The 18332-nt window shown below is 58.9% G+C and carries 18 protein-coding genes; 12 read left to right on the forward strand and 6 right to left on the reverse strand.

The features are described 5' to 3' along the window. The first annotated feature begins 41 nt into the window (after positions 1 to 41). From lpdA to ACOYXG_RS07765, 6 genes are all read left to right on the forward strand, one after another. Positions 42 to 1478: a dihydrolipoyl dehydrogenase gene (lpdA, locus tag ACOYXG_RS07740; protein WP_007962860.1), complete on the forward strand. Its 1437-nt coding sequence runs from the start codon at positions 42 to 44 to the stop codon at positions 1476 to 1478. Positions 1479 to 1678: 200 nt separating this feature from the next. Further along, complete coding sequence (sucC, locus tag ACOYXG_RS07745) at positions 1679 to 2845, forward strand: ADP-forming succinate--CoA ligase subunit beta (protein WP_003223015.1); 1167 nt, start codon at positions 1679 to 1681, stop codon at positions 2843 to 2845. Next, positions 2845 to 3726: a succinate--CoA ligase subunit alpha gene (gene sucD / locus ACOYXG_RS07750; protein ID WP_003223019.1), complete on the forward strand. Its 882-nt coding sequence runs from the start codon at positions 2845 to 2847 to the stop codon at positions 3724 to 3726. The genes sucC and sucD overlap by 1 nt, the downstream gene beginning before the upstream one ends. A gap of 388 nt (positions 3727 to 4114) precedes the next feature. Beyond that, positions 4115 to 5428, forward strand: a complete 1314-nt coding sequence (brnQ, locus tag ACOYXG_RS07755) for a branched-chain amino acid transport system II carrier protein (RefSeq protein ID WP_027614038.1) — start codon at positions 4115 to 4117, stop codon at positions 5426 to 5428. A 257-nt stretch (positions 5429 to 5685) separates the two neighbouring features. Next, positions 5686 to 6423 (forward strand): DUF599 domain-containing protein, encoded by a 738-nt coding sequence (locus ACOYXG_RS07760; RefSeq protein ID WP_027614039.1) that lies wholly within the window; start codon positions 5686 to 5688, stop codon positions 6421 to 6423. Then, on the forward strand, positions 6423 to 6824 hold the full coding sequence (locus tag ACOYXG_RS07765; protein WP_007962864.1) for an MAPEG family protein: 402 nt from the start codon (positions 6423 to 6425) through the stop codon (positions 6822 to 6824). Before ACOYXG_RS07760 ends, ACOYXG_RS07765 begins: the two co-directional genes overlap by 1 nt. A gap of 88 nt (positions 6825 to 6912) precedes the next feature. On the opposite strand, the gene ACOYXG_RS07770 is transcribed toward ACOYXG_RS07765, so the two are convergent. After that, positions 6913 to 7149: a hypothetical protein gene (locus ACOYXG_RS07770; protein WP_007962865.1), complete on the reverse strand. Its 237-nt coding sequence runs from the start codon at positions 7147 to 7149 to the stop codon at positions 6913 to 6915. A 158-nt stretch (positions 7150 to 7307) separates the two neighbouring features. Here ACOYXG_RS07770 and ACOYXG_RS07775 point away from each other — a divergent pair, with 158 nt between their 5' ends. The 4 genes from ACOYXG_RS07775 (at position 7308) to ACOYXG_RS07790 (ending at position 11017) form a co-directional block, all read left to right on the forward strand. Beyond that, positions 7308 to 7784, forward strand: coding sequence for a PaaI family thioesterase (locus tag ACOYXG_RS07775; RefSeq protein ID WP_460356865.1), 477 nt, complete (start codon positions 7308 to 7310; stop codon positions 7782 to 7784). Further along, the gene (locus ACOYXG_RS07780; protein ID WP_460356867.1) at positions 7781 to 8233 is read left to right on the forward strand and encodes a PaaI family thioesterase; all 453 of its coding nucleotides are present in this window, start codon (positions 7781 to 7783) and stop codon (positions 8231 to 8233) included. The genes ACOYXG_RS07775 and ACOYXG_RS07780 overlap by 4 nt, the downstream gene beginning before the upstream one ends. Before the next feature lie 82 nt (positions 8234 to 8315). Continuing rightward, positions 8316 to 10220: a molecular chaperone HtpG gene (htpG, locus tag ACOYXG_RS07785; protein WP_027614043.1), complete on the forward strand. Its 1905-nt coding sequence runs from the start codon at positions 8316 to 8318 to the stop codon at positions 10218 to 10220. Positions 10221 to 10288: 68 nt separating this feature from the next. Next, a complete protein-coding gene (locus ACOYXG_RS07790; RefSeq protein ID WP_460356871.1) occupies positions 10289 to 11017 on the forward strand; it encodes a dienelactone hydrolase family protein in 729 nt (242 codons plus the stop codon). A gap of 157 nt (positions 11018 to 11174) precedes the next feature. Here the strand turns inward: ACOYXG_RS07790 and ACOYXG_RS07795 are convergent, their stop codons facing one another. Both ACOYXG_RS07795 and ACOYXG_RS07800 read right to left on the reverse strand, forming a co-directional pair. After that, entirely contained in the window at positions 11175 to 12038 is an 864-nt protein-coding gene (locus ACOYXG_RS07795) for a pirin family protein (RefSeq protein ID WP_460356874.1), read from the reverse strand. A 61-nt stretch (positions 12039 to 12099) separates the two neighbouring features. Then, positions 12100 to 12516: an OsmC family protein gene (locus ACOYXG_RS07800; RefSeq protein WP_027614046.1), complete on the reverse strand. Its 417-nt coding sequence runs from the start codon at positions 12514 to 12516 to the stop codon at positions 12100 to 12102. A 130-nt stretch (positions 12517 to 12646) separates the two neighbouring features. Between ACOYXG_RS07800 and ACOYXG_RS07805 the strand changes: the two genes are divergently transcribed. Further along, a complete protein-coding gene (locus ACOYXG_RS07805; protein ID WP_414887893.1) occupies positions 12647 to 13693 on the forward strand; it encodes an amidohydrolase family protein in 1047 nt (348 codons plus the stop codon). Positions 13694 to 13831: 138 nt separating this feature from the next. Continuing rightward, a complete protein-coding gene (locus ACOYXG_RS07810) occupies positions 13832 to 15457 on the forward strand; it encodes a methyl-accepting chemotaxis protein (RefSeq protein ID WP_460356877.1) in 1626 nt (541 codons plus the stop codon). Between the two features lie 193 nt (positions 15458 to 15650). Here ACOYXG_RS07810 and ACOYXG_RS07815 read toward each other — a convergent pair whose 3' ends face one another. Genes ACOYXG_RS07815 through purM form a run of 3 tightly spaced genes read right to left on the reverse strand, consistent with a single transcriptional unit; the run spans position 15651 to position 18081 of the window. After that, positions 15651 to 16364 (reverse strand): DUF3108 domain-containing protein, encoded by a 714-nt coding sequence (locus ACOYXG_RS07815; protein WP_007962880.1) that lies wholly within the window; start codon positions 16362 to 16364, stop codon positions 15651 to 15653. Between the two features lie 8 nt (positions 16365 to 16372). Further along, positions 16373 to 17023: a phosphoribosylglycinamide formyltransferase gene (gene purN / locus ACOYXG_RS07820; protein ID WP_027614050.1), complete on the reverse strand. Its 651-nt coding sequence runs from the start codon at positions 17021 to 17023 to the stop codon at positions 16373 to 16375. Then, positions 17023 to 18081, reverse strand: a complete 1059-nt coding sequence (gene purM / locus ACOYXG_RS07825) for a phosphoribosylformylglycinamidine cyclo-ligase (RefSeq protein ID WP_027614051.1) — start codon at positions 18079 to 18081, stop codon at positions 17023 to 17025. The genes purN and purM overlap by 1 nt, the downstream gene beginning before the upstream one ends. Between the last annotated feature and the right edge of the window lie 251 nt (positions 18082 to 18332).

The raw sequence follows: 18332 nt of genomic DNA on the forward strand, positions 1-18332 counted from the left end.
AGCGCGCGGCTTGAAGCTTTTCGCTAAAGAGGATTTTTTGAATGTCGCAGAAATTTGACGTAGTAGTGATCGGTGCCGGCCCTGGCGGCTATGTAGCTGCCATCAAGGCCGCGCAGCTGGGGCTCACCACTGCCTGCATCGAGAAGTACACCGACGCTGAAGGCAAGCAAGCCCTCGGCGGTACTTGCCTGAACGTCGGCTGCATTCCGTCCAAGGCGCTGCTGGACAGCTCCTGGAAGTACAAGGAAGCCAAAGAGAGCTTCAACGTTCACGGTATCTCGACCGGCGAAGTCAAAATGGACGTCGCTGCGATGGTTGGCCGCAAGGCTGGCATCGTCAAGAACCTGACTGGCGGCGTTGCCACCCTGTTCAAGGCCAACGGCGTTACTTCGATCCAGGGCCACGGCAAGCTGCTGGCCGGCAAGAAAGTCGAAGTCACCAAGCCGGACGGTTCGGTTGAAGTCATCGAAGCCGAAAACGTCATCCTGGCTCCAGGTTCGCGTCCGATCGACATTCCACCGGCTCCGGTCGATCAGAAAGTCATCGTTGATTCGACTGGCGCTCTGGAATTCCAGTCCGTACCTAAACGTCTGGGCGTGATCGGCGCTGGCGTGATCGGTCTGGAACTGGGTTCGGTCTGGTCGCGTCTGGGTTCCGAAGTGGTTGTCCTCGAAGCACTGGACACCTTCCTGATGGCAGCGGACACCGCTGTTTCCAAGGAAGCGCTGAAAACCCTGACCAAACAAGGTCTGGACATCAAGCTGGGTGCTCGCGTAACCGGTTCGAAAGTGAACGGCGACGAAGTCGTTGTTAACTACACCGATGCCAACGGCGAACAGTCCATCACTTTCGACAAGCTGATCGTAGCCGTTGGTCGCCGTCCGGTGACCACTGATCTGCTGGCTGCCGACAGCGGCGTGACTCTGGACGAGCGCGGTTTTGTGCACGTTGACGATCACTGCGCCACCACCGTACCGGGCGTTTACGCCATCGGTGACGTGGTCCGCGGCATGATGCTGGCGCACAAGGCCTCGGAAGAGGGCATCATGGTTGTCGAGCGCATCAAGGGCCACAAGGCTCAGATGAACTATGACCTGATCCCTTCGGTTATTTATACTCACCCGGAAATCGCGTGGGTTGGCAAAACCGAGCAGGCCTTGAAAGCCGAAGGCGTTGAAGTTAACGTCGGCACCTTCCCGTTCGCCGCTTCCGGCCGTGCCATGGCCGCCAACGATACCGGTGGTTTCGTCAAGGTCATCGCCGATGCCAAGACTGACCGCGTATTGGGCGTGCACGTGATTGGCCCGAGCGCTGCAGAACTGGTTCAGCAGGGCGCGATCGGTATGGAATTCGGCACCAGCGCTGAAGACCTGGGCATGATGGTTTTCTCCCATCCGACCCTGTCTGAAGCCTTGCACGAAGCTGCTCTGGCTGTGAATGGCGGCGCCATCCACATTGCCAACCGCAAGAAGCGTTAAGACACAATAAGAAACCACGGCGGTAACGGCCCGTCGTGAGCCTTGCGAGCAAGTCTCACCGCGGAATGTCCGCTGGACGCAGTCTTGCGTAGCTGCACCGGGTATCCGGAAAGGCTACGCAAGCAGCAGTCACAGGTGGCGCGGCACTCATCAAGAGCGCAGCGCCGAATGCGCAGTACCTAACGAAGACGGTAAAAAGCATGAATCTTCACGAGTATCAGGGTAAGCAGCTGTTCGCTGAATACGGCCTGCCAGTTTCCACTGGTTACGCAGTAGACACCCCGGAAGCAGCAGCAGAAGCTTGCGACAAAATCGGCGGCAGCGAGTGGGTTGTCAAAGCCCAGGTCCACGCCGGTGGTCGCGGTAAAGCGGGCGGCGTCAAGCTGGTTCGCAACAAAGAAGACGCCAAGGCCTTCGCACAGCAGTGGCTGGGCAAGCGTCTGGTGACTTACCAGACTGACGCCAATGGTCAGCCAGTCACCAAGATCCTGGTTGAATCGTGCACTGATATCGCTAAAGAGCTGTACCTGGGCGCTGTCGTTGACCGTTCGAGCCGTCGCATCGTGTTCATGGCTTCCACCGAAGGTGGCGTGGACATCGAGAAAATCGCTCACGACACTCCAGAAAAAATTCTGAAGGCCACTATCGATCCACTGGTTGGCGCTCAGCCATTCCAGGGTCGCGAGCTGGCGTTCCAACTGGGTCTGGAAGGCAAGCAAGTTGCCCAGTTCGCCAAGATCTTCGTTGGTCTGGCCAAACTGTTCCAGGATCACGATCTGGCCCTGCTGGAAGTGAACCCGCTGGTGATCAAGGCTGACGGCGATCTGCACTGCCTGGACGCCAAGATCAACATCGACGCCAACGCCATGTACCGTCAGCCTAAGCTGAAGACTTTCCACGATCCGTCGCAAGACGATCCGCGCGAAGCGCACGCTGCCAAGTTCGAACTGAACTACGTAGCCCTGGAAGGCAACATCGGCTGCATGGTCAACGGTGCCGGCCTGGCCATGGGTACCATGGACATCGTCAACCTGCACGGCGGCAAGCCAGCCAACTTCCTCGACGTAGGTGGTGGTGCTACCAAAGAGCGCGTGACCGAAGCATTCAAAATCATTCTGTCCGACACCAACGTCGCTGCAGTACTGGTTAACATCTTCGGCGGCATCGTTCGTTGCGACATGATTGCCGAAGGCATCATCGGCGCCGTGAAAGAAGTCGGCGTGAAAATCCCGGTTGTTGTTCGCCTTGAAGGCAACAACGCTGAGCTGGGCGCTAAAGTACTGGCAGAAAGCGGTTTGAATATCATCGCTGCTACCAGCCTGACCGACGCTGCTCAACAAGTTGTCAAAGCTGCGGAGGGCAAATAATGAGCGTCCTGATCAATAAAGACACCAAAGTTATCTGCCAGGGTATTACCGGTTCGCAAGGTAGTTTCCACACCCAGCAAGCCATCGAATACGGCACCAAGATGGTTGGTGGCGTAACTCCGGGCAAAGGCGGTACCGAGCACCTGGGTCTGCCAGTGTTCAACACCGTCAAAGACGCAGTAGCTGCCACTGGCGCTACCGCCAGCGTGATCTACGTTCCGGCTCCTTTCTGCAAGGACTCGATCCTGGAAGCAGCGTTCGGCGGCATCAAGCTGATCGTCTGCATCACCGAAGGCATTCCTACCCTGGACATGCTGGACGCTAAAGTTAAGTGCGACGAGCTGGGTGTTACCCTGATCGGCCCTAACTGCCCAGGCGTGATCACCCCAGGCGAATGCAAGATCGGCATCATGCCAGGTCACATTCACTTGCCAGGCAAGGTCGGTATCGTTTCGCGTTCCGGCACCCTGACCTACGAAGCTGTGAAGCAGACCACTGACGCCGGTTTCGGTCAGTCGACTTGCGTCGGCATCGGTGGTGACCCGATCCCGGGTTCGAACTTCATCGACATCCTGAAGCTGTTCCAGGAAGACCCGAAGACCGAAGCGATCGTGATGATCGGCGAGATCGGCGGTTCGGCTGAAGAAGAAGCGGCTGCCTACATCAAGGCACACGTGACCAAGCCGGTTGTTTCCTACATCGCTGGTGTGACTGCTCCTCCGGGCAAGCGCATGGGCCATGCTGGCGCAATCATCTCTGGCGGCAAAGGCACTGCAGACGAGAAATTCGCTGCGCTGCAAGACGCAGGCGTAAAAACCGTGCGTTCGCTGGCAGACATCGGCAAGGCCCTGGCCGAGCTGACCGGTTGGGCTGTCAAGTAAGCCTCGTGCTTGACTGACGCTTCACCAGACAAAGGCCACCTTCGGGTGGCCTTTGTTGTTTCTGAAGATCAAAAGATCGCAGCCTTCGGCAGCTCCTACAGATGATCCTGTGCAGGAGCTGCCGAAGGCTGCGATCTTTTGATCTTTGCTTTGTTTATGAAATTTAAATGCGTAAACGCGACACGGACACGTCGTGTATCGGATAGTTCGCCCTCAAACAGTGCGTTTGTCAGACAAATTCGTTAGGCTAGCAGCCATTTTTGCGTCTGCCGCCCACAAGGCATGCAACGCGCTAAACGGGTCAGTCTTATACGGACTGACAGCATTTCCCTAACCCCACAGGGAAATCCCCCTCTAAATTCCGATTCAGTAGTGTGGTATTTCCTTAATGAAAGTTTTGAAAGGTCAGGACATCCTGGCACTGGGCTTTATGACATTTGCCCTGTTCGTCGGGGCCGGCAACATCATTTTCCCGCCTATCGTCGGCCTGCAGTCCGGACCTAATGTCTGGATGGCGGCGCTGGGCTTCCTGATCACGGCCGTCGGTCTGCCGGTGGTCACCGTCGTCGCCCTGGCCAAGGTCGGTGGTGCGATGGATGCGCTGAGCAGCCCGATCGGCAAGATCGCCGGTGGTGTGCTCGCCGCGGCATGCTACCTGGCGGTCGGCCCGCTGTTCGCCACCCCGCGGACCGCGACCGTGTCGTTCGAAGTGGGTCTGGCGCCGCTGACCGGCGAAAGCCCTCTGGCGCTGTTCCTCTACAGCTCGGTGTACTTCCTGCTGGTGTTCTTCATCTCGCTGTATCCGGGCCGTCTGCTCGATACCGTGGGGCGTTTCCTCGCGCCATTGAAGATCATCGCCCTGGCGGTACTCGGCATCGCCGCGTTCGCCTTGCCGGCCGGTGATATCGGTCAGGCCACACCTGAATACGTCGCGGCACCGTTCTCCCAGGGCTTCATCAATGGTTACCTGACCATGGATACCCTCGGCGCGCTGGTGTTCGGTATCGTCATCGTCAACGCGATCCGCTCCCGTGGCGTCGAGTCGCCTGCGCTGATCACCCGTTACGCGATCATTGCCGGCCTCATCGCCGGTGTCGGTCTGGCGCTGGTGTACATCAGCCTGTTCCGCCTCGGCTCCGGCAGCCACGAAGTCGCGGTCGGTGCCACCAACGGTGCGGCGGTGCTGCATGCTTACGTGCAACACACCTTCGGTTCGCTGGGCAGCGGTTTCCTCGCGGTGCTGATCTCGCTGGCGTGCCTGGTGACGGCGGTCGGTCTGACCTGCGCCTGCGCCGAATACTTCAGCCGCGTGCTGCCACTGTCCTACAAGACCCTGGTGATCATCCTTGCCGCGTTTTCGCTGCTGGTGTCGAACCTGGGCCTGACCAAGCTGATCGCGTTCTCGATCCCGGTGCTGACCGCGATCTACCCGCCATGCATCGTTCTGGTAGCTCTGAGCTTCTGCAAGGACTTCTGGCATGAACACGGTCGGATCCTCGGCCCGGTCATGCTGGTATCGTTCCTGTTCGGCACCATCGACGCGCTCAAGGGCGCCGGTCTGGCTGACTGGATGCCGTCGCAGCTGTCGCACCTGCCGCTGAGTGAGCAGGGTCTGGCGTGGCTGGTGCCATGCGTGATGACCCTGGTGGTCGCCGTGGTCTGCGATCGCCTGCTGGGCAAGCGCAGCGAAGCCGTTGCCTGACGTTGCCTGACCCGCCACAAGCGGGTCTTCAGCGCTTAAACAGAAATGCCCCGTATCAATCGATACGGGGCATTTTTTATGGGTGTCAGGCAGTGTCTTTTTTCGCGAGCTAACGTCGAAGCACTGCCGAACTCCTAATGTGGGAGCGAGCCTGCTCGCGAAAGCGTTGTGTCAGCCGCAATCAATGTTGTGTGATACGCCGCTTTCGCGAGCAGGCTCGCTACCACAGGTAGCATCCATACTCCACAGGGAATTGCATGTCGTTCATCCAAGCCAATCTGATCCACCTGCTGGCCGCGCTCTGGTTTGTCATTTGCTGGGGCGGCTACACCCGTTATGCGTCGTGGAAGGCCCGCGATACCGCGTGTCTGGCCAGTGTGCTGCACCTGTACCGCGAAGACTGGATGCGCCGCATGCTCCTGCGTGACAACCGTATCGCCGACGCCAGCGTGATCGGCAATCTTGAGCGCAACGCCTCGTTCTTCGCCTCCAGCACCCTGATCATCCTCGCCGGCATTCTCACCGTGCTCGGTGCATCCGAGCGCGCCGTGTCGTTGCTGGCGGATATCCCGATGGTGCAGCAGGCATCGCAGGGCATGTCGGAGATCAAGTTGCTCTGTCTGGCGCTGGTGTTCGTCTATGCGTTCTTCACGTTCAGCTGGTGCATGCGTCAGTACAACTTTGCTGCGGTGCTGGTCGGTTCCGCGCCGATGATCGGTGAGCGTCAGGTCTCGGAGCAGGAGCGCAAGGCGTTCGCACTGCGGGCGGCGCGAGTGATTTCGATGGCGGCGAACCAGTTCAACTTCGGTCTGCGTTCTTATTACTTCGGCATGAGCATGCTGGCGTGGTTTGTCAGCCCGTGGCTGTTCATGTTGATGAGTGCCGGGGTGGTCATCGTGTTGTACCGTCGCGAGTTTCATTCCGACGTGCTCGATGTGATGGTCTATACCCCTACAGAGGCGCCATTGCCCGAAACCAATAAAGAGGCCGCTTGATGAGTATTCCGTTCTGGTGTGTGTTTATCAGTGCATTGTTGATCTACATCGCGCGCATGCCGGTGGGTAAAGCCATGAAAGAGCAGGGTGGTTACAACAACCATCTACCGCGCCAACAGCAGGCGCAACTCACTGGCTATGGCGCGCGGGCGCTGGCGGCACACCAGAACTGCATCGAAGCGTTCATCCTGTTCGCCGTGGGTGTGCTGATGGCGCACACCACGCAAACCCAAGGCTGGTTGATCGATGCGCTGGCGATCATCTTTGTGATCGCGCGAATTCTTTACGTGTGGTTATACCTGGCGGATAAGCCATCCCTGCGCAGCCTGGTGTGGCTGGTCGGCCTGATCTGCAGTTTGTTGCTGATGATTAGTCCGACTTTTAGAACCGTATTGCTCTAAGAAAGCCTCTAAGCCAAGACTGACAAAAAATCACAGGCAAAAGAAAACCCGCACTTGGCGGGTTTTCTTTTTCTGCATCAAGTCGCAATTATTGCTTCTTGGCAGCTTCTTCCTGAGCAGCTTGATTCGATTCAGCCTGAGCTTTGGCAGCTTCGGCGTTTTCTTTTGCTGCGTCGTTCACTTTATCCTGAGCTTTGTTCATGTCTTGCTGAGCTTGCTCAGCATGTTGGTTTGCATCTTGAGCTTTGTCCTCGGATTTTTTATCGCAGGCAGCGAGACCGAGGGAAGCGGTCAACATCAAGGCAATAGCTAAAGTCTTACGCATGGGGTGTTTCTCCTTATGGAAAATAACTACTGGCCTTAAGAGCGCAGCGCCAAAGGTTAAGTTCCTCATTTCGTTCAGATATATAAGTTTGTTTTTTAGTGGAACTTTTGCAGCATTTCCTACTACTGGCAAAAGGCTCTGACGAGAGTAATTATCAAATGGCTGAAAACCCCGTTTTTGAGCGCGCGACACGATTTCTTTCGGCCCTGCGCCATTGTCAGGTGCTCGGTTTGACGGTACACAGCGCCAGCAGCGAAGGGCTGACGGTGAGGTTGCCGTACAACGCGCAAATCGTCGGCAATCCACAGACCGGGGTCATCCACGGCGGCGCCATTACCTCGCTGATGGACACCGCGTGCGGCATGTCCACGTTGTGCGTGCTGGCGGAGTTCGAAGTCTGCCCGACCCTGGACCTGCGTATCGACTACATGCACGCCGCCGAGCCGAACAAGGACGTCTATGGCTTTGCCCAGTGTTACCGGGTCACCACCGATGTGATCTTCGCTCGTGGCTTTGCTTATCAGGATGACCCGAATCAGCCGATCGCCCATGTCGTCGGCACTTTCATGCGCATGGGCAAAAACCTGAAAGGCACCCAGGGATTTGCCGGCAAGGTCAAAGGAGAGAATCGATGAGCGATGACTGGAAGCAACAGCTGCTGCTGGCTCACGCTCAGGGCGATTACGCGCCGTTGCTGCGGATAATTCCTTACGCCGGGCTGATCGGCGTCGAATGTTCCCGGGTCGGCGATGAATTGCTGTTCAAGCTGCCGGCGAACAAGGACAACATTGGTAACCCTTTATTGCCGGCGATCCATGGCGGGGTGATTGCCGGGTTCATGGAGCTGGCAGCCGCGTTGCATTTGCTGATCTTCACCGGTTCGCCCGGGGTGCCGAAGATCATCGACTTTTCTCTGGATTATCTGCGCGCCGGGCAGTTTCGCGACACTTGGGCCAAATGTCAGGTCTGTCGCCAGGGGCGGCGCGTGGCCAACGTCGCCATCACGGCCTGGCAAAGCACCGAGAGCGAACCGATTGCCACCGCCCGCGCACATTTCAAAATCGATGAGCCCTTGAAATCCTGAACGCTGCCCCCAACTCAGTGAACAACCCGCCGCCGACCCCTCTGGATCGCGGCCACTGCCATCTGATTGGAGTTTGATGACCATGAGTGTGGAAACTCAAAAGGAAACCCTGGGCTTCCAGACCGAGGTAAAGCAGCTGCTGCACCTCATGATCCATTCGCTGTATTCCAACAAGGAAATCTTCCTTCGCGAATTGATCTCGAACGCCTCTGACGCTGTCGACAAGCTGCGCTTCGAAGCCCTGGCCAAGCCTGAGTTGCTCGAAGGTGGCGCTGAACTGAAAATCCGTGTGAGCTTCGACAAGGACGCCAAGACCGTCACCCTCGAAGACAACGGTATCGGCATGAACCGTGACGATGTGATCACCCACCTGGGGACCATCGCCAAGTCGGGCACCGCCGATTTCATGAAGAATCTCTCGGGCGATCAGAAGAAAGATTCGCACCTGATCGGCCAATTCGGTGTCGGCTTCTACTCGGCGTTCATCGTTGCCGACCAGGTTGATGTGTATTCCCGTCGCGCCGGCACTCCTGCCAGCGAAGGCGTGCACTGGTCGTCGAAAGGCGAGGGCGAGTTCGAAGTCGCCACCATCGACAAGCCAGAGCGCGGCACCCGTATCGTCCTGCACCTGAAGTCCGCTGAAGACGAGTTCGCCGACGGCTGGCGTCTGCGCAACATCATCAAGAAATACTCCGACCATATCGCGCTGCCGATCGAGCTGCCGAAAGAAGTCACTGCCGCTGAAGGCGAAGAGCAGCCTGCCGTTGAATGGGAAACCGTCAACCGCGCCAGCGCCCTGTGGACCCGTCCGCGCACTGAAGTGAAGGACGAGGAATATCAGGAGTTCTACAAGCACATCGCTCACGACTTCGAAAACCCGCTGGCCTGGAGCCACAACAAGGTCGAAGGCAAGCTCGAATACAGCTCGCTGCTGTACGTGCCGGCCCGCGCGCCGTTCGACCTGTACCAGCGTGAAGCGCCGAAAGGCTTGAAGCTGTACGTGCAGCGCGTGTTCGTGATGGATCAGGCCGAGTCGTTCCTGCCGCTGTACCTGCGCTTCATCAAGGGCGTGGTCGATTCCAACGACCTGTCGCTGAACGTGTCGCGGGAAATCCTGCAGAAAGATCCGATCATCGACTCGATGAAGTCGGCGCTGACCAAGCGCGTGCTGGACATGCTGGAAAAACTGGCGAAGAACGAGCCTGAGCAATACAAGGGCTTCTGGAAAAACTTCGGTCAGGTCATGAAAGAAGGCCCGGCAGAAGATTTCGCCAACAAGGAAAAAATTGCCGGTCTGCTGCGTTTCGCATCGACCCAAGGCGACGACGGCGAGCAAGTTGTCGGTCTGGCTGACTACCTGGCGCGCGCCAAGGAAGGTCAGGACAAGATCTACTACCTCACCGGAGAAACCTACGCGCAGGTCAAGAACAGCCCGCACCTGGAAGTCTTCCGCAAGAAAGGCATCGAAGTGCTGCTGCTGACCGATCGCATCGACGAGTGGCTGATGAGCTACCTCAGCGAATTCGACGGAAAGACCTTTGTCGACGTGGCACGCGGTGACCTTGATCTGGGCAACCTGGACTCGGAAGAGGACAAGAAAGCTGCAGAAGAAGTCGCCAAGTCCAAAGAAGGTCTGGTCGAGCGCCTGAAAACCGCGCTGGGCGACTCCGTTGCCGAGGTTCGCGTCTCTCACCGTCTGACCGATTCGCCAGCCATTCTGGCCATCGGCGAACAGGACCTGGGCCTGCAAATGCGCCAGATCCTCGAAGCCAGCGGGCAGAAAGTGCCGGAGTCAAAGCCGATTTTCGAATTCAACCCGAGCCACCCGCTGATCGAGAAACTCGACGGCGAGCAGAACGAAGGGCGTTTTGGCGACCTGTCGCACATCCTCTTCGATCAGGCCGCTCTGGCGGCTGGCGAAAGCTTGAAAGACCCGGCCGCGTACGTGACCCGTCTGAACAAGCTGCTGGTTGAGCTGTCAGCCTAATCACGATGTAGAAAAACCCGCTTCGGCGGGTTTTTTCATTCTGGTGTTTAACTAATCAGGAGTCAGAAATGAGCCAAGTTACTGTACGTTCCGTGGTCTATCAGCTGGATGGCCAGCCCTATGAAGGTCGTCTGGCGTTCGACGCCGAGCACAAGGGCGCGCGCCCGGGCCTGCTGATGGCGCCGAACTGGATGGGCGTCAGCGCCGGGGCGGAAGAGATCGCCAAATCGGTCGCGGCCAAGGGCTACATGGTGTTGATTGCTGACGTGTATGGCCAGGCAGTACGTCCGCAGAACGCTGACGAGGCCGGCGCGGCGATGATGCCGCTGAAGAACGACCGCGCACTGCTGCGCAAGCGCATGCAGGCAGCGTTCGAGCAGTTGCAGCAGCAGGGTGAGGCGGCAGTCGATACATCGAAGCTTGCGGTGTTCGGTTTCTGCTTTGGTGGTTGCTGTGCGCTGGATCTGGCCCGTACCGGTGCGCCAGTGAAGGCTGCGGTGTCGTTCCATGGCACGCTGGATTCGCCGAACCCGGCGGATGCCAAGAACATCAAGGGTTCAGTGTTGGTGTTGCACGGTGCTTCCGATCCATTGGTGCCGAAAGAGCAATTGCCGGCGTTCGAAGAAGAAATGAACGCGGCGAAGGTCGATTGGCAGTTGCTCAGCTATGGCGGTGCGGTGCATTCGTTCACCGATCCGCATGCCAATGTCCCGGGCAAGATGATGTACGACGCGAAGACTGCCAAGCGTGCGTTCAAGTCGATGCATGATTTGCTGGAAGAAGTGTTTAACGGCTGATTGTGCAGTCAGGTATTGACTCGATCGGTGCCTGATCTGGCCTCATCGCTGGCAAGCCAGCTCCCACAGTGTTCGATTGGTTTGCTGGATATTTGTCCGGCGCTAAACCTGTGGGAGCTGGCTTGCCAGCGATGGCTGACTAACAGGCGACACAGAGCTAAGGCAATTCAATCCGCTCGACTTCCCCCAGCACCGTCGGCCAATCCCCGGCCGCCCACTTACGCCGCGCCTCATCGATTGCCGCCGGATCGCTCGCAACGAAATTCCAGTTGATTCGCCGAGGCCCGTCCAGCGCTGCGCCGCCAAACACCACCGCGTGTACATCACCCTCGGCAAACAGGCTCATCTGTTCCCCGGCCGGCAACACCGCCAGCGCATGGGGTTCGAGAGGCTCACCATTCAACTGCGCATCGCCACTCAGCACATAAATCGCGCGCTCTGCGTGCTCGGTCGGGATCAGCAAAGTAGTCGCGGTCTGCATCTTTACTTCGGCGTACAGCGTAGGAGAAAGCACCGGCACCGGTGATTCCAGGCAAAAGCCTGACCCGGCAATCATCCGAATCTGCACGCCAAGGTTATCGCTGACCGGTAAGGTTGCCGCCGGGTGATGGCTGTAATGTCCCGGGCCTTGCTCGTGATCCTTGGGCGAGGCCAGCCAGATCTGCAGGCCGTGCATGGTGAAGCTTTGCTCCCACAACGGCTCGGGCGTGCGCTCGACGTGGGCAATCGCACTGCCGGCGGTCATCCAGCTGACATCGCCGGCGCTGACCACCTGATCGGAGCCGAGGCTGTCCTTGTGCTGGATCTGCCCTTCGAAGAGGTAGGTCAGGGTCGACAGACCAATGTGCGGATGCTGTCGGATGTTCATGCCTTTGCCCGTCGGATAAACCGTTTCGAGCATGTGGTCGAAAAACACGAAAGGCCCGACGCTACGGCATTTGGCTGACGGCAGCGGGCGCAGGATCGGCTGGCCTTCGACGTCTTCGGCGCGCGGGCGGATGATCAGTGGTTGCGTATCCATGGTGCATTCCAGGCTGAGCGGGTGATGCCAGAAGCATAACCCGCCGCTGGCAAGAGGGTGATTACTGGCTGTCGAAGCCTTGTGGGGCGTGGGTTTCGATGCTGACGTCGGTGGTGGTCATCAGTTTGTGTATCGGGCAGCGATCGGCGACGCGCAGCAGTTCTTCACGCTGGGCATCGGTGAGGACGCCCTTGAGGGTAAGCGTCACGTGCAGGGCGTATTTGCCTTTTTGCTCTTCGCTGTTGTCGCGTTTGACCTCGACACCCACGCCGGTCAGCGGGATGTCTTTCTTCTTTGCGTACATCTTCAGGGTCAGTGCCTTGCAGGCACCGAGCGCGGCGTCGAAGTAGTCGTGTGGCTCGGGGGCCGAGCCCTCGCCGCCGGCAGACTTCGGCACGTCGGCAAACAATTCGTGGTCATCGATCTGTACGGTGTGACGAAAACCTTCGGCGGAGACGGTATTGACGGTAACAGTCATGGCAACCTCACTGGCAGTAGGAAAAAGTCGTGCGATCAAAAAAGGACCTTGCAGTTATAGAGCATTCCTACAGAGCCGCGTTCCACTTTCCTGCAGGATGAACCCTTGTCATCGGCTCAGGGTCTAGGCTATGCCTACCTGCCGGAGATTACTTGTGTCCTTGTTTCGTTTGAGTCTTGCCTGCCTGCTGGCATTTGCCGGTAGCGCCAGCGCCCGCGATTACACCTACAGCGATGCGCACTTGCACTACGTGGATTTTTTCCAGGAAACCGCCGGCATGGCGAAATTGCTCACGGCCATGCAGGACAATTCCATCGACCATGTGATGATTTCCGGGATTCCCGTGGCGAAGAAATGGCATGAGGACGAACCCAAGCGTCCGCGTTATTACGCCGGCGATGATGCCGATGCCTACTGGTACAGCGCCACCGACGTGATCGTTGCCGATGCCGTGCAAAAGCTGACTCCGGAGCAGCGTCAGCACTTTCATCCGTTCCTGTCGGGCTTCAACCCCAATGACAAGAACTCCGCCGCGCACATTCAGCGCATGCTCGATCTGTATCCGGGGCTGTGGCAGGGCATTGGTGAAGTGTTCACCCGCCATGATGACTTGACGGCGTTGACCGCCGGCGACACGCCACGGGCCAATAATGAGGCGATGAAGCGCATTTATCACCTGGCCGCCGAAAACGATTTGCCGGTGATGCTGCATTCCAACATCACTTCCAAGCGTGAGAAAAATCCGCTGTACCTGAAGGAAGTCGAGGAACCGCTGCGTAATCATCCGCACACGCGGTTCATCTGGGCGCACGCCGGCACCAGCGCGGAAATTCATCGGCACCAGACGCAACTGGATTTTCTCCTGCCCACGGTGAGTCGGATGCTTGAGGCTTATCCGAATCTGTACATCGATCTGTCGTGGAGCATGCTCACACCGTACCTGCTGGACGAGCAGGGCAAGCCGCGCGCCGAATGGCTGGCCTTGGTCGAGAAATACCCTGATCGGTTCATGATCGGCTCGGATGTTGTAGGCCGTTTCACCAAGCTCGGTCAGGAAATGCGCAGCTTCACGCCGTTCCTTGATGCCTTGCCTGAAGAAGTTGCGCATAAGGTCGCCCGGGATAACTTCCTGGCGATATTGCCGCGAACAGCGGCAAAGTCCGGGAAACCGCGCTGAATCGTTAATGCCGAGGGTTCGAAGTATCAAGGCCTTTTGATATCACCTTTTGGTCTTACGCAAATTTTCGCCGGGCCGATACCTTCTAAAGCAACCAGCTGCAGGGTTGATGCAGCGCTTTTGGAAGGAACCAGAGTCATGAGCATCCGTAGTCTCAATATCGCGCCGCGAGCCGGCCTGGGTTTTGGTGTGTTGGCGCTGATGGTGTTTGCCCTGGGGGCGTTCGCCCTGCTGCAAATGGCGAACATGCGCGCCCAGTCTGATGAGGTCGACAACAACTGGCTGCCGAGCGTGATGGCGGTCGGCGAGATGAGTCAGGACATGTTGCGCCTGCGTGCGCTGACCATGCGCCTGCTGCTCAATCGTGACCCGCAGGCGCTGGCGCAGAATGTCGCCAAGCTCAATGATCTGCGCGGTGTCTTGAGCGAAGCCCAACAACGCTATGACGTGTTGATCGTGCTGCCCGAAGAGCGCAAGTTGTTCGACCGCTTCAAGGTTGCCGAGCACAAGTACCTGGAGTTTCAGGCGCAGGTCATGCAATTGTCCGCGCAGAATCGGGTGGAGGAGGCGGCGGCGATTCTCAACGGTGAAATGAGCCCGTTGGCCGACGACATGGCGGCCACCCTGAAGGAGTTGGTCGAGCTGAACAAGCACAACGCCAACCTTGCCACCGAAGCTGCGCGCCTGGTCTTCATCAATTCGCGGGTGTGGGTGGGGGTAATGATCGGCATCACCGCGCTGATCACCATCGGTCTTGCATTGCTGTTGACGCGCAGCATCGTCCTGCCGCTGGCGCAATCACTGGGCGTGGCGGAAGTGGTGGCCGGCGGTGATCTGACGGGCGATATCAACATCTCCGGCAAGGACGAACCGGCGCGGCTGCTGCAGGCGCTGAAAAGCATGCAGCACAACCTGCGCGACACCATCCGGCAGATTTCCGAGTCGTCCAGCCAGTTGGCGTCGGCCTCGGAGGAACTGAGTTGCGTCACCGAGGACGCCACGCGCGGGCTGCACCAGCAAAGCCTGGAGATCGAGCAGGCCGCCACGGCGGTCAATCAGATGACCGCTGCCGTGGAAGAGGTCGCGAGCAACGCCGTGGCGACTTCCGAGGCGTCGCGCGAGTCTGACCGGATTGCCCAGCATGGGCGCGAGCAGGTCAACCAGACGGTGACTTCGATCCAGTCCCTGGCTGACGACGTCACGTCCAATGCAACGCAGGTCGAGGATCTGGCGCAGAAGGTTCACGGCATCAGCAAAGTGCTCGACGTGATCCGCTCGATTGCCGAGCAGACCAATCTGCTGGCACTGAACGCAGCGATTGAGGCGGCGCGGGCCGGGGATGCCGGGCGTGGCTTCGCGGTGGTGGCCGATGAGGTGCGGGCGCTGGCCCATCGCACCCAGCAATCGACCCAGGAAATCGAGCAGATGATCGGTGGCATCCAGCAGGGCACCGATTCGGCGGTCAGTTCGATGCAACAGAGCAGCGTCCGCGCCAATTCGACTCTGGAACTGGCCAAGGCTGCGGGTTTGGCGCTGGAGGAAATTGCCTCGGCGTTCACCTTGATCAACGAGCGCAACCTGGTGATCGCCAGCGCCTCGGAGGAGCAGGCAGCGGTGGCGCGGGAGGTGGACCGCAACCTGATGAACATCCGCGATCTGGCGATGCAGACGTCGGCGGGGGCAAATCAGACCAGTGCGGCAAGCCAGGAGCTGTCGCGGCTGGCGGTGGATTTGAACAATATGGTGGCCAGATTTTCGGTCTGAGCTGACCCTTGAAGATCGAGCTGAACCCTGTGGGAGCGAGCCTGCTCGCGAAAGCGGTGTATCAGCCATATACAAGTCGGCTGAACTGACGCCTTCGCGAGCAGGCTCGCTCCCACAGGGGATATGTGTCGTCGCGGAAATCGCAGGCACAAAAAAGCCCCGCATCTGCGGGGCTTTTCGTTGTAGCGGCGGATCAGCTGCCTTTAACGGTTTTGCCGTTGACCGTACCGTCCTGGAGCATGATGTTGTACTCCTTGCCGTCGGTTTCAACCTGTTGCAGGCGGACCAGCAGGTAATCCCAGTCCTTGGCGAACCACAGCACCGTGATGCGCTTGCTTTGTGTCGGGTCACGCACGCGCTCGACCTTGATTGCATCGATCTTGCCGGCCTTGGTGTCGACTTTCTCGGCACCCAGTACACGGAAGTCATAGGTGTCGACTTCACCGTCGTCGACCACCTGATAGCTCATGGTCTTTTTGCCGGCGGCCACGTCATGCTGCAGCGCCAGCTGATAGGTCGACTTGTCGACCATGCCACGGTTCAGCGGGATCTTCACCGCGTCGCCCCGGTCAGTGCCGGTGACCATCTTGCTGTTCCAGTCGAAGTCCAGATCAGCCTTTTTCGCTTTGCCCAGACCACCACGTTCGAAGTGGTAGGACTGTGGCAGCAGGGTGTCCTTGTCCAGGGTCAGCGTGCTTTCTTCGGTCAGGCTGGCGATCATCATCGACGCCTTGAAGCTGAGTTTCCAGACGCCGTTGGCTTCCTTGGTCAGGCTGCGTTCGGCGGTGCCGCTCATGGGCAACTGTTTCCAGTCGGCGGTGTAGCTGGCGGAGAACGGTTGAAGGTCTGCCGCCTGCGCGAAAGGCAGGGCGAGCAGAGCGCAAGCGAAGAGCAGGGCGCGACGCATAAAATCTCCTAGTGTCGAATCAAGTGGCCGCTGGCCGCGAGTAACTGGCCATCCAGTAAAGCACCTTGCTTACCGAGTGCCAGTCGGCCTTCGGCAAACCAGCGTACAGCCATCGGGTAGATCAGGTGTTCCTGGACATGCACTCGCTGCGCAAGTGTCTGCGGCGTGTCGTGCAACTCTACCGGTATTACTGCCTGTACGACCAGTGGTCCACCATCGAGTTCCTCGGTGACGAAGTGCACGGAGCAGCCGTGCTCCGCATCGCCGGCCTCCAGCGCGCGCTGATGAGTGTGTAACCCTTTGTATTTGGGCAGCAGCGACGGGTGGATATTGAGCAGGCGACCCTGGTAGTGACGCACGAAATCAGCGCTGAGAATGCGCATGAAGCCGGCCAGTACCACGAGTTTCGGTTTGAATTCGTCGATCAGTTCGATCAGGGCAGCATCGAAGGCCTCGCGCCCTTCGAAAGCCTTGTGATCCAGCGAGCGGGTGGCGATACCCGCGTCACTGGCGCGTTGCAGGCCATAGGCGTCGGCGCGGTTGGAAATCACCGCAGCGATGCGGACCGGGCTGTCGCCGGTCCGCGTGCTGTCGATCAGAGCCTGCAAGTTACTGCCGGTGCCGGACAACAGCACCACGACATCACAGGTTGCGGACATTAATGAGCCTTAAGGTTCTGCAGATCAACCTGGGCAGCGCCTTCGGCAGCGGCAGCGATCTGGCCGATGACCCAAGGCTGTTCGCCGGCGTCACGCAGGGTGTTCAGGGCCACTTCAACGTGCTCCTGAGCCACGCAGATCACCATGCCCACGCCGCAGTTCAGTACGCGGTGCATTTCGGTCTCGTCGACGTTGCCTTTCTCTTGCAGCCAGTCGAAGACCGCCGGGCGAGTCCAGCTGGCCACGTCAACCACGGCCTGAGCGCCTTTTGGCAGAACGCGCGGAATGTTGTCCAGCAGGCCGCCACCGGTGATGTGGGCCATGGCTTTGACCGCGCCGGTGTCTTTGATCAGCTTGAGCAGCGGCTTCACGTAGATGCGGGTCGGAGCCATCAGCAGTTCGGTCAGTGGCTTGCCGTCGAGCTGAACGGTTTCAATGTCGGCACCCGACACTTCGATGATCTTGCGGATCAGCGAGTAGCCGTTCGAGTGCGGGCCGGACGATGGCAGGGCGATCAGTGCGTCACCGGTGGCGACTTTCGAGCCGTCGATGATTTCGGCTTTTTCCACGACGCCGACGCAGAAACCGGCCAGGTCGTAGTCTTCGCCTTCGTACATGCCAGGCATTTCAGCGGTTTCGCCGCCGACCAGCGAGCAGCCAGCCAGTTCGCAGCCTGCACCGATACCGGTGACCACGGTGGCAGCTACGTCGACGTTCAGCTTGCCGGTGGCGTAGTAGTCGAGGAAGAACAGCGGTTCTGCGCCGCACACCACCAGATCGTTGACGCACATGGCGACCAGGTCCTGGCCGATGCTGTCGTGCTTGTTCAGGTTCAGCGCCAGGCGCAGCTTGGTGCCGACGCCATCAGTACCGGAAACCAGCACCGGCTGTTTGTAACCGGCCGGGATCTCGCAGAGGGCGCCGAAACCGCCCAGGCCGCCCATGACTTCCGGGCGCGCAGTGCGCTTGGCGACGCTCTTGATGCGTTCGACCAATGCTTCACCGGCGTCGATGTCTACACCGGCGTCCTTGTAGCTCAGGGAGGGTTGCTTGCTCATGATCCAGGCCTTTAGGGGAGGGGATTCAGGGGTAACGACCGAGTTCAGCGGGAACATCGAAATCGAGAGGGCGATGGCCTTACGCGAATTTCGGGGTGCCCGGCTGTTGCCGGTCTGCGAAGGCGCGCGATTTTATCAGGCTTGAGGGGCAGCGGCCATCCTCGCGCCGACGGGCAGGGGCATAATCGACTGAAATTTTTTGCAATTGTGCCGGGCGGCTGCCTGTATAAGGTGTGCCGATTAACCGTCTA

The organism is Pseudomonas sp. G3-39 (assembly GCF_054790485.1).

Excerpts from the sequence above, each read along its gene's own strand:
- lpdA (WP_007962860.1), top strand. The coding sequence starts at position 42 with ATGTCGCAGAAATTTGACGTAGTAGTGATCGGTGCCGGCCCTGGCGGC.
- sucC (WP_003223015.1), top strand. The coding sequence starts at position 1,679 with ATGAATCTTCACGAGTATCAGGGTAAGCAGCTGTTCGCTGAATACGGC.
- sucD (WP_003223019.1), top strand. The coding sequence starts at position 2,845 with ATGAGCGTCCTGATCAATAAAGACACCAAAGTTATCTGCCAGGGTATT.
- ACOYXG_RS07805 (WP_414887893.1), top strand. The coding sequence starts at position 12,647 with ATGCCTACCTGCCGGAGATTACTTGTGTCCTTGTTTCGTTTGAGTCTT.
- ACOYXG_RS07795 (WP_460356874.1), bottom strand. The coding sequence starts at position 12,038 with ATGGATACGCAACCACTGATCATCCGCCCGCGCGCCGAAGACGTCGAA.
- ACOYXG_RS07815 (WP_007962880.1), bottom strand. The coding sequence starts at position 16,364 with ATGCGTCGCGCCCTGCTCTTCGCTTGCGCTCTGCTCGCCCTGCCTTTC.
- ACOYXG_RS07790 (WP_460356871.1), top strand. The coding sequence starts at position 10,289 with ATGAGCCAAGTTACTGTACGTTCCGTGGTCTATCAGCTGGATGGCCAG.
- ACOYXG_RS07810 (WP_460356877.1), top strand. The coding sequence starts at position 13,832 with ATGAGCATCCGTAGTCTCAATATCGCGCCGCGAGCCGGCCTGGGTTTT.
- htpG (WP_027614043.1), top strand. The coding sequence starts at position 8,316 with ATGAGTGTGGAAACTCAAAAGGAAACCCTGGGCTTCCAGACCGAGGTA.
- purN (WP_027614050.1), bottom strand. The coding sequence starts at position 17,023 with ATGTCCGCAACCTGTGATGTCGTGGTGCTGTTGTCCGGCACCGGCAGT.
- ACOYXG_RS07800 (WP_027614046.1), bottom strand. The coding sequence starts at position 12,516 with ATGACTGTTACCGTCAATACCGTCTCCGCCGAAGGTTTTCGTCACACC.
- ACOYXG_RS07770 (WP_007962865.1), bottom strand. The coding sequence starts at position 7,149 with ATGCGTAAGACTTTAGCTATTGCCTTGATGTTGACCGCTTCCCTCGGT.
- ACOYXG_RS07760 (WP_027614039.1), top strand. The coding sequence starts at position 5,686 with ATGTCGTTCATCCAAGCCAATCTGATCCACCTGCTGGCCGCGCTCTGG.
- ACOYXG_RS07765 (WP_007962864.1), top strand. The coding sequence starts at position 6,423 with ATGAGTATTCCGTTCTGGTGTGTGTTTATCAGTGCATTGTTGATCTAC.
- ACOYXG_RS07775 (WP_460356865.1), top strand. The coding sequence starts at position 7,308 with ATGGCTGAAAACCCCGTTTTTGAGCGCGCGACACGATTTCTTTCGGCC.
- brnQ (WP_027614038.1), top strand. The coding sequence starts at position 4,115 with ATGAAAGTTTTGAAAGGTCAGGACATCCTGGCACTGGGCTTTATGACA.
- purM (WP_027614051.1), bottom strand. The coding sequence starts at position 18,081 with ATGAGCAAGCAACCCTCCCTGAGCTACAAGGACGCCGGTGTAGACATC.
- ACOYXG_RS07780 (WP_460356867.1), top strand. The coding sequence starts at position 7,781 with ATGAGCGATGACTGGAAGCAACAGCTGCTGCTGGCTCACGCTCAGGGC.